This window comes from Pedobacter sp. UC225_61, assembly GCF_044452285.1.
GTDB lineage: Bacteria > Bacteroidota > Bacteroidia > Sphingobacteriales > Sphingobacteriaceae > Pedobacter.
Genome location: NZ_JBIOAL010000001.1, coordinates 1278773 through 1291409, shown reverse-complemented (window position 1 = coordinate 1291409; position 12637 = coordinate 1278773). Strand labels below are relative to the sequence as shown.

At 33.0% G+C, this 12637-nt stretch carries 13 protein-coding genes; 3 read left to right on the top strand and 10 right to left on the bottom strand.

The features are described 5' to 3' along the window. Positions 1-14: 14 nt before the first annotated feature. The 8 genes from ACHMWN_RS06230 to ACHMWN_RS06195 all read right to left on the bottom strand — a co-directional run bounded on the left by ACHMWN_RS06230 (position 15) and on the right by ACHMWN_RS06195 (position 7457). Positions 15-926: a PstS family phosphate ABC transporter substrate-binding protein gene (locus ACHMWN_RS06230; RefSeq protein ID WP_397298617.1), complete on the bottom strand. Its 912-nt coding sequence runs from the start codon at positions 924-926 to the stop codon at positions 15-17. A 235-nt stretch (positions 927-1161) separates the two neighbouring features. Beyond that, a complete protein-coding gene (locus ACHMWN_RS06225) occupies positions 1162-1980 on the bottom strand; it encodes an energy transducer TonB (protein ID WP_397298616.1) in 819 nt (272 codons plus the stop codon). 30 nt (positions 1981-2010) lie between these two features. Continuing rightward, positions 2011-2553, bottom strand: a complete 543-nt coding sequence (locus tag ACHMWN_RS06220; protein ID WP_182922684.1) for a biopolymer transporter ExbD — start codon at positions 2551-2553, stop codon at positions 2011-2013. 8 nt (positions 2554-2561) lie between these two features. Beyond that, positions 2562-3182, bottom strand: a complete 621-nt coding sequence (locus ACHMWN_RS06215) for an ExbD/TolR family protein (protein WP_397298614.1) — start codon at positions 3180-3182, stop codon at positions 2562-2564. Positions 3183-3266: 84 nt separating this feature from the next. Then, positions 3267-4148, bottom strand: a complete 882-nt coding sequence (locus tag ACHMWN_RS06210; protein WP_397298612.1) for a MotA/TolQ/ExbB proton channel family protein — start codon at positions 4146-4148, stop codon at positions 3267-3269. Between the two features lie 289 nt (positions 4149-4437). After that, positions 4438-6042 carry a phosphoenolpyruvate carboxykinase (ATP) gene (pckA, locus tag ACHMWN_RS06205; RefSeq protein WP_397298610.1) on the bottom strand — a complete coding sequence of 535 codons (1605 nt, stop codon included), beginning with the start codon at positions 6040-6042 and terminating at the stop codon, positions 4438-4440. A 144-nt stretch (positions 6043-6186) separates the two neighbouring features. After that, positions 6187-6543, bottom strand: coding sequence for a translation initiation factor (locus tag ACHMWN_RS06200; protein WP_397298609.1), 357 nt, complete (start codon positions 6541-6543; stop codon positions 6187-6189). Between the two features lie 26 nt (positions 6544-6569). Further along, positions 6570-7457: a diacylglycerol/lipid kinase family protein gene (locus ACHMWN_RS06195; RefSeq protein ID WP_397298607.1), complete on the bottom strand. Its 888-nt coding sequence runs from the start codon at positions 7455-7457 to the stop codon at positions 6570-6572. 231 nt (positions 7458-7688) lie between these two features. Here ACHMWN_RS06195 and metK point away from each other — a divergent pair, with 231 nt between their 5' ends. After that, complete coding sequence (gene metK / locus ACHMWN_RS06190) at positions 7689-8939, top strand: methionine adenosyltransferase (RefSeq protein WP_397298605.1); 1251 nt, start codon at positions 7689-7691, stop codon at positions 8937-8939. A gap of 52 nt (positions 8940-8991) precedes the next feature. On the opposite strand, the gene ACHMWN_RS06185 is transcribed toward metK, so the two are convergent. Further along, positions 8992-9522 (bottom strand): ExbD/TolR family protein, encoded by a 531-nt coding sequence (locus tag ACHMWN_RS06185; protein ID WP_397298603.1) that lies wholly within the window; start codon positions 9520-9522, stop codon positions 8992-8994. Between the two features lie 215 nt (positions 9523-9737). Between ACHMWN_RS06185 and ACHMWN_RS06180 the strand changes: the two genes are divergently transcribed. Together ACHMWN_RS06180 and ACHMWN_RS06175 are read left to right on the top strand one after the other, a co-directional pair. Further along, on the top strand, positions 9738-10082 hold the full coding sequence (locus ACHMWN_RS06180) for a hypothetical protein (RefSeq protein ID WP_397298601.1): 345 nt from the start codon (positions 9738-9740) through the stop codon (positions 10080-10082). A gap of 105 nt (positions 10083-10187) precedes the next feature. Continuing rightward, entirely contained in the window at positions 10188-11210 is a 1023-nt protein-coding gene (locus ACHMWN_RS06175; protein WP_397298600.1) for a LacI family DNA-binding transcriptional regulator, read from the top strand. 35 nt (positions 11211-11245) lie between these two features. On the opposite strand, the gene ACHMWN_RS06170 is transcribed toward ACHMWN_RS06175, so the two are convergent. Further along, positions 11246-12595, bottom strand: coding sequence for a Gfo/Idh/MocA family protein (locus ACHMWN_RS06170; RefSeq protein ID WP_397298599.1), 1350 nt, complete (start codon positions 12593-12595; stop codon positions 11246-11248). Positions 12596-12637: the final 42 nt, after the last annotated feature.

Below are 12637 nucleotides of genomic sequence, written 5' to 3'. Positions count from 1 at the left end.
TTTTAATATTAATTTTAGTTCGTGTTTCTTATGTTAAAATCTCTTGATACCATCTTATGAGGACCTAGTCCTGATTTGAGTACAATTAACTGTCCACGAGGGCTAGTTAACCAATTTGCAAATCCTGTGCCTAAACCATCTCTACCTTCAGCATTTATAATATATACATTTCTTAAAAAAGGATAAACTCCTTTAATTAAGTTGTTTTGACTGGGTTTATAAAAAGCATCAGCACCTTTTTTACCAGTTAAATTCTTAACACCCATTACTTTAACTTTTGGTAAGTATGTCAAAATGTCTTTATTATTTTCCAATAGCCAATTAACACCAACTACACCAATATAATCTTTATTCTCGGCTATGTATTTAATTACATCATTATTTGATTGTAATGTATAAACTCCCGTTTTAGGTAATTCCTTTACCTTTGCAGAATCTATGAAATATCTTATTGTACTAGAATATGCATTATCAAAAACTAACTTTTTATTATTGTTAGCATTACCTTTTAAAATATCAAGTACGTCTTTTACTGTAATATTAGTATCTATATTAGCAGCGTTAGTTATAAGCGCAATTCCATCGACTGCAAACCTATCTGTAAAAATAGCAATTTGCTTTTGTTTATAATAAAGTTCTTCTTCAGGTTTTAGCATTCTAGATAGTACCAACATTTTAACCTTTCCGTTCAAAAAATCTGGTAAAATCTTATTTTCATTCCCTAATACAGTTGTTATTTTTGCATTTGGGTAATCACTTTTAAAAACTTCTATTTGATCATCTAGAATACGAGCAAAGGATTCATCAACCAACAATTCAGTTGTTCCAGAAGTCCTTGTTTCTTCAGCTCCATTTTTTTTTGGAGATCTATTGCAAGATAAAATGGCTAATAATAGGAATACAAAACCTATATTTTTCATTTTCATACTGTATCCTTTTGATTGATTATGCGATAAAATCTAATTAAAGCGTAAACTATTAATCCTATGCCAAATACGATTCTATATTTTGCTTCCATTTCCAATGGTATAAGATCCTTCCAAAAAATTAAGATAGAGCCTAAAACTAAATAAAACAGAAACATAGTAAGCCCTAAAATAAACAGAAATCGCTGTTGAGGCGATTTCTGTTTAAAGTAATTCAGATTAAACATTTTGATGTTTATTGTTGCAAGTTAAATTTAATTGGAATATTATATTTAACACGTACAGGTTTACCATTTTGCATACCTGGATTCCATCTTTTACTCGCTCTTAGGACTTTAAGTGCTTCTTCATCCATTCCATATCCTACTTTTCTATCAACTTTAGCGTCAGTTACAGAACCATCTTTTTCGATTGTAAATGATAAGTACAGTGTCCCAGAAATTCCTGCCTCAGTTGCCATTGCTGGATACTTAATGGTACCTAAATAATCATAAAATTTCTGAATACCACCTGGGTAACTTGGCGGATTTTCCATACTTACGAAATTATATACCGTATTATCTTCAACTTGGGCTGCTTGTTTCGGTCCTTCACCTGCAGGTGCAATTTGCACAATATCTGCTGATGGATCACCTTCAATTGTTTTTTGCCCAGGATCTGCTTTTTTCAAATCTTCTGCCTTAGGCGGTTCTTCGTCACGTACCTCGTTATCCGGTTTCACAATTGGAGGAGGAAACTTAATTTGATCCTGCTTTGGTGGAGGTGGCTCAACTGGTGGTGGAGTTTTCACATCCGGATTAATTGGTGGAGGTGGTTGCATCACCATTTCTACCACTTTTTCCTTAGGTGGCTCAGGCAATATTCCTGCAATCAGAGCGTAAATTTTTGGCGCTAAGAACAGTAATATAAATATTGCCGATGCAATAAGTAGTGATTTTGATGTATTAGCCGCATTAGTTTGACGAAGCTCGTAAGCTCCATAATTCTTATTCTTTTTGGCAAATATTACATCAAGCCACTCTTTGTTAAATAAATCTATTTTAGATCCAAACATTGCTTAATATTTTAATTTGTTATTATTTTATTATAAAATCCCACCTGTTTTCATAGCTTCTTTTTCACTATCCATTAGGTGTTTAGGATCATCATCAATAGCTGGTGCATTAATATTAGTTTTGGTAATATTCAATTCGTCCATGATATTAACAAAATTTTCGTAAGTAGATGCATCGGTAGGTTTCACCACAATAATGATGTCTTTACCCATTTTATCTTTTACTTCTTGTTTATTTTTCAGGAGTGATGCTCTAATATCATTAAAACCTTCAATAGTTGGTGTTGATTTACCAGCCTCTCCCATATACCATGCAATTTTATCATTCTTACCTAATAAGATCGTCATTGTTTGAGATGCTTTCAACTCAAGTTTATTTAAATCTTTAACGTCTTTATCGGGTTTAGCAATATCCATTGCTAATGGTTTTGATAAGGAAGTAGTTAGCATGAAGAAAGTAATCAATAAGAACGCTAAATCAACCATTGCGGTTAAATCTACACGTGTAGATTGTTTTTTACTTCTTACTTTGCCGCCTTTACCGCCATCGCCACCTGTATTTAATTCTGCCATCGCTTCTTTTATTTAGCAGCAGCTTCCGCTGATGTAATTAAACTAAATTTGTTAACTTGTTGTTTTTGAAGTACGTCTACAATTTTTCTAATTGTTGGATATTCTTCTTTTCCATCTCCTTTAATACTTACTCTCATTTCGGTATTGTGCAATTCAGCAGTAGCTCTACGAGATTGTTCTATCCATCTATATAGTTCGCCATTAGTGGTAGAATCTGTTGGTATTCCGTTTAGTTTTGCTTCAAATTTTGCACGATCATCACCATTCAAATTAATGAACTGCTTTAGGTTACCAAATGGAACTCCGAATGATGAAATTACACCAAAACGTTTTGCTTCATCTTCTGTAAATGAGGTACCATATAATGTAGCCATTTTTTGTAAGGTCAATTTTTTTACGTCTTGACCAATGATCTCCATAAAAACTTTTCCTTTACCGATACTCAATATTGCCAAATCTTTATCAGGCACCTTAAATTGAACCGTAGACGATGGAGTTTTGATATCCAACGGATCTGGTTGACGTGAAGTTGCCGTTAAAATAAAGAAAGTTAACAACAAGAAGGCCACATCGCACATTGCGGTCATGTCTACTGAGGTACTCTTTCTTGGAACTTTTACTCTAGGCATAATATAAAAATTATAATATTTTAATTAATGATGTTAATTCTTCCGGTTTTCCATAAAGCCGGTAAAAAAAAATTAAAATAATTTCTATTTATGTGTAGAAGCGTAAGTTTGGATGATGCTAAAACCTGCCTCATCAATAGCATAAGTTAATTTATCGATTTTCGAAGTTAAGATGTTGTACATGATAATCGCTAATGTAGAAGTACCAATACCAGTAGCTGTGTTAATCAAAGCTTCAGAAATACCAGTTGCTAATGCCGCTTGATCTGGTGCTCCAGAGTTAGCCAAACCACCAAACGCCTTAATCATACCTGTTACTGTACCTAATAGACCCATTAACGTACCTACTGATACCAACGTAGCGATGATTGTTAAGTTTTGCTCTAACATTGGCATTTCTAATGAAGTAGCTTCTTCAATATCTTTTTGGATAGCTAAACATTTTTGATCAGTGTCCATGTTTTTCTCGTCTTCCATCTCACCATATTTTTTAAGGCCAGATTTAATTACGTTCGCAACCGAACCTTCTTGTTTATCACATTCTGCTGCAGCTGCTGAGATATTACCTGAGCTTAAAAGTGATTGAATTTTTTTAACAAAAGAATCTAAGCTTCCTTTACCTGTCGCTTTACCAATTACAATTAAACGCTCAATTGAGAATACAAATACCATTAAAAGCATACCCATTAATATTGGCACAATAAATCCGCCTTTGTAAGCCATACCACCATAGTTACCAACTTTAGGTAAAATGTGAGTTGTATCATCATTAAAGAAAGCTAATGAAACTGTACTGTTTGCTTTTGCAATAGAATCATCAATTGTAAAGTTTGACGGTTTACCCAATACAAAAATGAAAAGTGATATCCCGATAAGGATACAAATAGGAATAACAAGAGTTGCAAATAAATTAGATGCAGTTGAACTCTCTTTTTTAACTGTTGTTGGTTTTGGTGCGTTTGCCATTTTTTTTTAGTTTTTTAGTTTTAGTACTTGTTTTAAATTTAAAGAAATTATTTAAATAATATAGTAATACACACAACGTTTATTGAAATCAATTGTTGCGTTTAGCAAATTTATAAATTGATTTTAAATTACAAATTAAATAATCGTTATACAATTAATTCGTTACGCTAGCCCCTTTTTCTTTTTGAGCTAAGTGTATAACCAAAAAAGATTGCCTTTGTTCGAGACAATCTTCCGCAATTAAAACTAAAAATTTAATTAAAAACAAATTTTAAGCAAAAAAAATACACTAATGTACATTTTCAACCACTTTCGGGAGTGCGTTTTGTATTTCTTCATTGGCAAAATCTTCAAATTGCTTAAAGTTATCTAAAAATGCCGCAGCTAATTCATTTGCCTTACTATCGTAATTTTGTTTGTTTGACCATGTGTTTCGAGGATTCAAAATTTCTGAGGGCACATCTGGACAATTTGTTGGCATTAATAATCCAAATACAGGATGTTCTACAAAATCGGCTTTTGCCAAACTACCATTTAATGCCGCACTAATCATCGCCCTGGTATAAGTTAATTTCATTCTAGTCCCTACTCCATAAGGTCCGCCACTCCATCCTGTGTTGATTAACCAGACGTTAACTTTATTCTTCTCCATTTTTTCACCCAATAATTTGGCATATTTAGCAGGATGTAATGGTAAAAATGCCTTACCAAAACAAGCAGAGAAAGTTAATTGAGGTTCTGTAACCCCAGCTTCGGTACCAGCTACTTTTGCAGTATAACCAGATATAAAGTGAAACATTGCCTGACCTGGGGTTAGTTTAGAGATTGGAGGCAATACCCCAAATGCATCCGCTGTTAAGAAAAAGATATTTTTTGGAACTGATGCTACTGAAGGCACCATCGCATTATCTATATAGTTTATAGGATAAGCAACTCTAGTATTTTCTGTTTTTTCAATATTTGAAAAATCAACAATGCGTGTATTTGGAAAATAGTTTGTGTTTTCTAATAAAGAGCCGAATTTAATTGCATTGTATATTTGTGGTTCATTTTGGGCTGTTAAATCTATACATTTTGCATAGCAACCACCTTCAAAATTGAAAACTGAGGTTTCTCCCCACCCATGTTCATCATCACCTATTAAAGCTCTTTTTGGATCCGCAGATAACGTTGTTTTACCAGTTCCTGATAATCCAAAAAATATAGCTGTATCTCCATCTTCCCCAACATTAGCAGAACAATGCATTGATAATGTGTTTTTTTGTTCAGGTAATATAAAATTTAATACCGAAAAAATTCCTTTTTTAATTTCACCAGTATATGCTGTACCGCCAATTAAAATCATCTTCTTTGAGAAGTTTAAAATAGAGAAATTGGGCTGGCGGGTTCCATCCGTTGAAGGATTAGCTAAAAATGAAGGTGCTGCAATAATTGTCCACTCTGGTTGTTCTGGAAGTTCTTCTTGTGGAAATCTTAAAAATAAGTTGTTTGCAAAAAGATTTTGGAAGGCATCTTCTGTAACAACACGAATAGTAGTTCTATAATTATCATCTGCGCATGCATACGCATCACGAACATAAATCTGTTTTGTACTTAAATGGTTAGTTATTTTATCAAACAGTTGATTGAAATGTGCTGGGCTTATTTTAATATTTATATCACCCCACCAAACTGCATTTTCGGTGACTTCATCGCAAACTATAAAACGATCTTTAGGAGAACGTCCTGTAAATTTGCCTGTATCAACCGCCAATGCACCGTTATCCGCTAAAGTACCTTCGTCATTTTTTAAAGCTTCTTCAACTAATTCTGCTACACTTAATTGATATTTAACTGTTTTAGCACTTAAATTTAGATAGCCTAAATCGGGCTGCTTTACATTTTTATTGCTCATATATTTGGTCTAATATCATGCAAAGCTAAGCAGATATTAACGCAAAAAATACGCTTTTTTTGGAAAAATTTTACTTATTGTGGCAAATACACTAACGTTTAAAACACTTATTATCAATATATTATGTTAAAAATTAACACTACATTAACCTCCAGATTTTTTTACTTTATAACCTTCTTTTTGGAGGATTGAAATCACCTTATCTCTAAAATCTCCTTGTATTAAAATTTCTCCATCTTTAGCTGCGCCACCTACTCCACATTTTGTTTTTAGCATTTTTGCCAATGCCATTAATTTTTCATCATCCCCTATAAAACCTGTAATCAATGTTACGGCTTTACCACCTCTATTCTTTTTGTCAAGTGTTACTCTTAAATCTTGTTGAGCATTTGGAATTGGCTCATCAGTCGCAGCCGCTTCATCATCATAAATAAATGAAGGATCTGTTGAATACATAATTCCACCAAAATCGTTAATTACCTTTTTTTTCTCTTTTGCCACTGTTTAATATTTAAATCTTCTCAATTCTAATCTTTTGTTGCAGTAATTATTTTTAAAGCTGCTGGGATTACTTCTATTTCTAAATCTTTCCCCATAAAGAAAGGTTCCCCATCTAAATGAATAGAATCTTCTTTTACTCTAGTAATTTTAATATGTTTACCTCTAATTATTTCTATCATTTCAGATTTATCAGTAGTTGCCCTCACCATCTGATAGGCTAGTATTGGCAATTTGTATAATGGAAATGGTTTCACAATACAAACATCTAATAACCCATCCGTTAAAGAAGATTTGGGTGATATATATACGTTATTACCGTATTGAGATGAGTTCGCAATGCTTACTACAAAGGCATCTCGAGTATAACTTATTCCATCAATTTCAATTTCATAATTTTGCGGTTTATAAGCAATCATTTCCTTTAAGCCCATTTCTATGTATCCTTTTAAGCCTCTACGTTTATTTCCTGCAAATACCGAACTAATGTGAGCATCAAAACCCATTCCTGCCATGTTAAAAAAGTATTTGCTATTTAGTTTGGCTGCATCAATAATTTGGGTATTAAACGTATTAATTAATTGAATTGCTTTCTTAGAATTCATTGGAATCTTCAAGAATCGAGCTAAACCATTACCAGAGCCAAAAGGAATTATAGCTAAAGTTTTATTCAGCTGCATTACTTTGGGTGCAATCTCATTTATTGTTCCATCGCCCCCCACAGCAACAATTACATCAAAATTTTTATTAGCGGCTTCTTCTGCTAATTCTGCCGCATGCCCAACATATTCTGTAAAACTAAAATTTGGATTAAATTTCGTTTTATCAAGTTGAGAATCTATTAATGCCGGCATCATCTGCTTTTTTTTCCCGCCAGATATTGGATTAATAATAAATAAGATATTTGCTTTTAACAATTTACAAAGGATTTGGTTGCACAAAATACCTGATATTTTTTGACTATTAATAATATTATAGTAATTTTGCGCTGTTAAAAGTGGACTGATTTGCGATGCTATGAAATATTAGCTGGATTGCAACCACGTAAAAAAAAGTGCTAACCATTACCACACTTCCTTTTACTGCCTGTTTACAGGATCAAAATCCATTTTACATAATAAGTTTTATTAAAGAATTAATTATTTAAAATGTCGTATTTATTTACATCAGAATCTGTATCTGAAGGTCATCCAGATAAAATTGCAGATCAAATTTCGGACGCATTAATTGATAACTTTTTAGCATTCGATAGCGAATCTAAAGTTGCGTGCGAAACTTTAGTTACTACTGGCCAAGTTATTTTAGCAGGTGAAGTTAAATCTAAAACCTATTTAGATGTACAACAGATTGCTAGAGATGTAATCAAAAAAATTGGTTACACTAAAAGTGAATATATGTTCGAAGCAAATTCTTGTGGAATTTTATCAGCTATTCACGAACAGTCTCAAGATATTAACCAGGGTGTAGATAGAACTACAAAAGAAGAGCAAGGTGCAGGCGATCAGGGAATGATGTTCGGTTATGCAACTAATGAAACTGAAAATTATATGCCTTTGGCTCTTGATTTATCTCATGCATTATTAATCGAATTAGCTAATTTAAGAAGAGAGAATGCTGAAATTACGTATTTACGTCCAGATGCAAAATCTCAGGTAACTTTAGAATATTCAGATGATAATAAACCGCAACGAATTGATGCAATTGTAATCTCAACTCAACATGATGATTTTGATGAAGAGGCGACTATGCTGGCAAAAATTAAATCGGATTTAGTTTCTATTTTAATTCCTAGAATTAAAGCGAAATATCCTCAATATGCTCATTTATTTAATGATCAAATCACCTATCATATTAACCCAACTGGAAAATTTGTTATTGGTGGGCCACATGGCGATACTGGCTTAACAGGAAGAAAAATTATTGTTGATACGTATGGGGGAAAAGGTGCTCACGGTGGTGGTGCATTTTCTGGAAAAGACCCAAGTAAAGTAGATAGAAGTGCAGCTTATGCAACTCGTCATATCGCTAAAAACTTAGTTGCTGCTGGTTTAGCAGACGAAATTTTAGTCCAAGTGAGTTACGCAATTGGTGTTGCAAAGCCAACCTCAATAAACGTAGTAACTTATGGTACTTCTAAGGTAAATTTAACCGATGGCGAAATCAGCAAAAAAGTAGAATCCATTTTCGATATGCGTCCTTATTTTATTGAGCAACGTTTAAAATTGCGAAACCCGATTTATAGCGAAACTGCCGCTTACGGGCACATGGGTCGTAAACCTGAAACAGTTACAAAAACTTTTAGAACACCTAATGGTGAAGAAAAGACTGTTACTGTAGAATTATTTACTTGGGAAAAACTTGATTTCGTAGATAAAGTAAAAGCTGCATTTGGTTTATAATCAATTATATTAAATATATAAAAGCCCTTCAGAATAAATCTAAAGGGCTTTTTTATATTCCTTTTTCTTTCAAAAATGCTTTCTCTCTGTCAGAGATGTATTTATCATCTATTGCATAAGATTTAATGTTTGAGATATTCATTTCATCTATTACATCTACAAAATTCTTATAGCTTGAAGTATTAGTAGGTTTGATAATCACAATCATTTCCTTTTTTAATGCAGTAGTATGTGTGCTAGCAACTAGTTGTTTATTTGCTATAATCTTCCGTTGAATATCCTTCATGTTTATTATATTCATTTCAGTTTTTCCTGCTTCACCCATATAATAAATTGCTTGATTATTCTTTCCAAGTAAAATAGTCATGGTTCTTGACTGAGGGTATGCAGATGGAATGGGAGATTCTACTGGCTTTGCAATCTCTAAAGCTTTCATTTTGGCCAACGATGTAGTTAGCATAAAGAAAGTTATCAATAGAAATGCTAAGTCTACCATTGCGGTTAAATCTACATTGGGTAATGGTTTTTTGGTTCTTCCTTTTACAGCCTTGCCGTTTTGAGGAATGTTAAGTGTTGTTGCCATCTTGTTTAGGTTTTAAATAAGATGACATTTTATCACGTATTTCATAAAAGTAATTAGTTTTTCTTAACCACATTCAATTATAGCTCATTTTAATACTGAAAATATTGTCAAGATAAAATTCCTTAAGATCAAAATTTTAATTTTCAATTATCTATCCGAAATAAAAAACCAATTTCAATTGCTGTTGTTTTTACGATACATAAATATTAAAAATCATGGAACAGCCAGTAGAAATGAACACTTTAAGTCAAATATTAGAGAAATTAAGACTTAAAGGAAAGGATAATGAAATTAGAATGTCAGATCATGGGAAAATGCAATCGACTAATTTGAATAAAATATATACACCTGATGAGTTGACAATCGTAAAAACATATCGTTTTGAGGGCATGTCTGATCCAGCAGATAACTCCGTACTTTATTTAGTGGAAGATAACGAGAAAAATATTGGTTACATTTTAGATGCTTATGGCATTTATTCTGATAATGATGGACCAGCATTTGACGATTTTCTAAAGAAAATTCCTGTAGCAGATCGTGATGAACAAGAGCTATTTTAACTGGCGTTAATGGCCAAAATGATAATTAATTTAGCACAAACGTTTGATATTTAATATATAGTATAAAATAGTTATCTTCGGAAAGCCTTTTGGCGCAACAGACAGATGATTAAGAAACCCATTACCATTAAGGAAATCGCAAAAAAGCTCGATTTGTCTATTTCAACAGTTTCTAGGGCATTACATGGCCATCCAAGCATTAGCTTAACTACGCAGCAAAAAGTTAAGCTAATGGCCAAAGAAATGGAATATGAACCTAATCAAACTGCTATTTTTTTTCAAAAAGGGAAAACATTTACCATAGGTGTAATTTTACCTGAACTGGCTGAAGCATTTTTCGCTTCTGCAATTAGTGCAATTGAAGATATTGCATACAAGAAAAATTACACTGTATTATTAGCTCAATCTCATGATGATGAAGAAAGAGAAAAGCAATTAGTGGAAAAAATGAAGAACCATAGAATTGATGGTTTATTAGTTTCAGTAGCTAAAACAACTTCTAATTTTGATCATTTTGAATTGCTGAGGAAACACCAAATTCCTGTTGTATTCTTTGATCGAATTCCTCCAATTAAAAACATCCATTATGTAGCTTGTAACATAGAAACAGGCAGCATTGAAGCGGTTAATTATTTATTAAAAAGAGGTCACAGGAGTATTGGATTAATTAATGGGCCAAGTACACTTGTTGCTAGCGGACAAAGAAAAGAAGGCTATATAAAAGCGCTTTACAAAAATAGGCTAAAGTTTGACCCTACTTTAATTGTTGATTGTGATTTAACTGAAGGTGGCACTAAAACAGCATTAGAAACTTTATTAAATCACAAACGGAAACCAACAGCTATTGTTACATTTAATGATTATGTATCTGCTTTTGCAATTAAATCTTTAAGACGTTTAAACTTAAATCTTGACCAACAAATTGAATTTGTAAGTTATGCAAATTCTTCAATTATTGGTTTTATGGAGCATCCTCCAGTTGCTTCGGTTGAACAGTTTCCTGCAATACAAGGGCAAAAAGCGATTGATACGTTATTAGATTTATTAAATAGCGACGTTAATGAAGAAACCCAAGGTTATTATAAAACAATAATCGAATCTCAACTTATAGAAAGTCATAAAGGATAAAAAAAGGCTGAAATAATTTCAGCCTCTTAAAAATCTTAAAATCCGCTATCATCAAGTGCGAACACATTTTTTCTATCTTTCCACGCTCCTCTTGTAAAATCTGGAAATTCTTGTGGTTTATTTCCTTCTTTTAAAGACTTTGTAGATAAAGGAGTGATAACACTCATCGTTACAGAATCATACACGTCAATTGGTGTCTGTTTTTTCGCCTTTACAGCCTGAATAAACCCATTAAATACAAACCAATCCATGCCACCATGCCCTGCTCCTTCAGCTTCTTTTGCGTATTTTTTCCAAACTGGATGATCGTATTTATCAAACCATTCTTTTACTGGCTCCCATGCATCATTTCTTTTTGCCTGTTTTTCAATATATATTGATTTAGCAACGTCCATCCAAATACCTTCAGTTCCTTGCACTCTAAATCCTAAAGAATATGGTCTTGGCAAATGTGTATCATGAGATAACAATACAGTTTCGCCGTTTGCACAATTAATCAGTGTGGTGGTTACATCACCATTTTTATAATTAATTTTCGAATTTGGATGACCAGGTGAAAGATCATTTACATAACTCGCTAAACCACGTGCCTTAGAGCTAAAAGAAACCAAATTTGTAAATCGGTTACCTCTATTAATATTTGCATATTGCATTACAGGACCAGCACCATGAGTTGGATACAAATCTCCATCTTGGTCAATATTAAATTGTGTACGCCATTGTGCCTCACTCAAAGCATTAGGGCCGTATTCCACTCCTCCACCATAATAATTTTTACCGTTGTTAAAAAGCACATTTCTTAAATTATGTTGATAGCCCCCTTCTAAATGAACTAACTCCCCAAAAACGCCTTGTCTAACCATATTTAAAACTGCCATTACATCTCTGCGGTAGCAAACGTTTTCTAAAGTAGAATATGGCATTCCCGTTTTTTCTGAAGTTTTTACAATATCCCAATGCTCTTCTACAGTTAAACCAGCAATTACCTCACAGCCAACATATTTGCCTGCTTTCATCGCATATATAGCTTGTGGGTGATGGAATTGCCATGGTGTAGCAATAATTACTGCATCTATATCTTTTATATCTAATAATGCTTTATATGCATCAAGTCCGCCGGTATATTCTTTAGCTGCAGGTCGGCCAGATTTAGCAATAAATGACCTACATATTTTTAAAGAACTCTCTTGTGTATCGCAAATAGCCACAATTTCTACATCATCTCTTAATACACCCTCACTAATGTGACTCATTCCTCTTGCACCAACGCCAATATAGCCTAATCTTACTCTACCATTATCCTTTGCAAATAAAGTTCCGGTAGGTAAAATACTTATGCCTGCAGCTGCAACAGCACCATTTTTAATAAAATCTCTTCTTTCCATTTTGTGTTTTTGGTTTTCAGGTTGTTGTTAATTAATTGTAAA

Bases quoted from the DNA above. Each gene is read 5' to 3' on its own strand.
- ACHMWN_RS06180 (WP_397298601.1), top strand. From the start codon at position 9,738: ATGGAACAGCCAGTAGAAATGAACACTTTAAGTCAAATATTAGAGAAA.
- pckA (WP_397298610.1), bottom strand. From the start codon at position 6,042: ATGAGCAATAAAAATGTAAAGCAGCCCGATTTAGGCTATCTAAATTTA.
- ACHMWN_RS06185 (WP_397298603.1), bottom strand. From the start codon at position 9,522: ATGGCAACAACACTTAACATTCCTCAAAACGGCAAGGCTGTAAAAGGA.
- ACHMWN_RS06210 (WP_397298612.1), bottom strand. From the start codon at position 4,148: ATGGCAAACGCACCAAAACCAACAACAGTTAAAAAAGAGAGTTCAACT.
- ACHMWN_RS06215 (WP_397298614.1), bottom strand. From the start codon at position 3,182: ATGCCTAGAGTAAAAGTTCCAAGAAAGAGTACCTCAGTAGACATGACC.
- ACHMWN_RS06230 (WP_397298617.1), bottom strand. From the start codon at position 926: ATGAAAATGAAAAATATAGGTTTTGTATTCCTATTATTAGCCATTTTA.
- metK (WP_397298605.1), top strand. From the start codon at position 7,689: ATGTCGTATTTATTTACATCAGAATCTGTATCTGAAGGTCATCCAGAT.
- ACHMWN_RS06175 (WP_397298600.1), top strand. From the start codon at position 10,188: ATGATTAAGAAACCCATTACCATTAAGGAAATCGCAAAAAAGCTCGAT.
- ACHMWN_RS06170 (WP_397298599.1), bottom strand. From the start codon at position 12,595: ATGGAAAGAAGAGATTTTATTAAAAATGGTGCTGTTGCAGCTGCAGGC.
- ACHMWN_RS06220 (WP_182922684.1), bottom strand. From the start codon at position 2,553: ATGGCAGAATTAAATACAGGTGGCGATGGCGGTAAAGGCGGCAAAGTA.
- ACHMWN_RS06225 (WP_397298616.1), bottom strand. From the start codon at position 1,980: ATGTTTGGATCTAAAATAGATTTATTTAACAAAGAGTGGCTTGATGTA.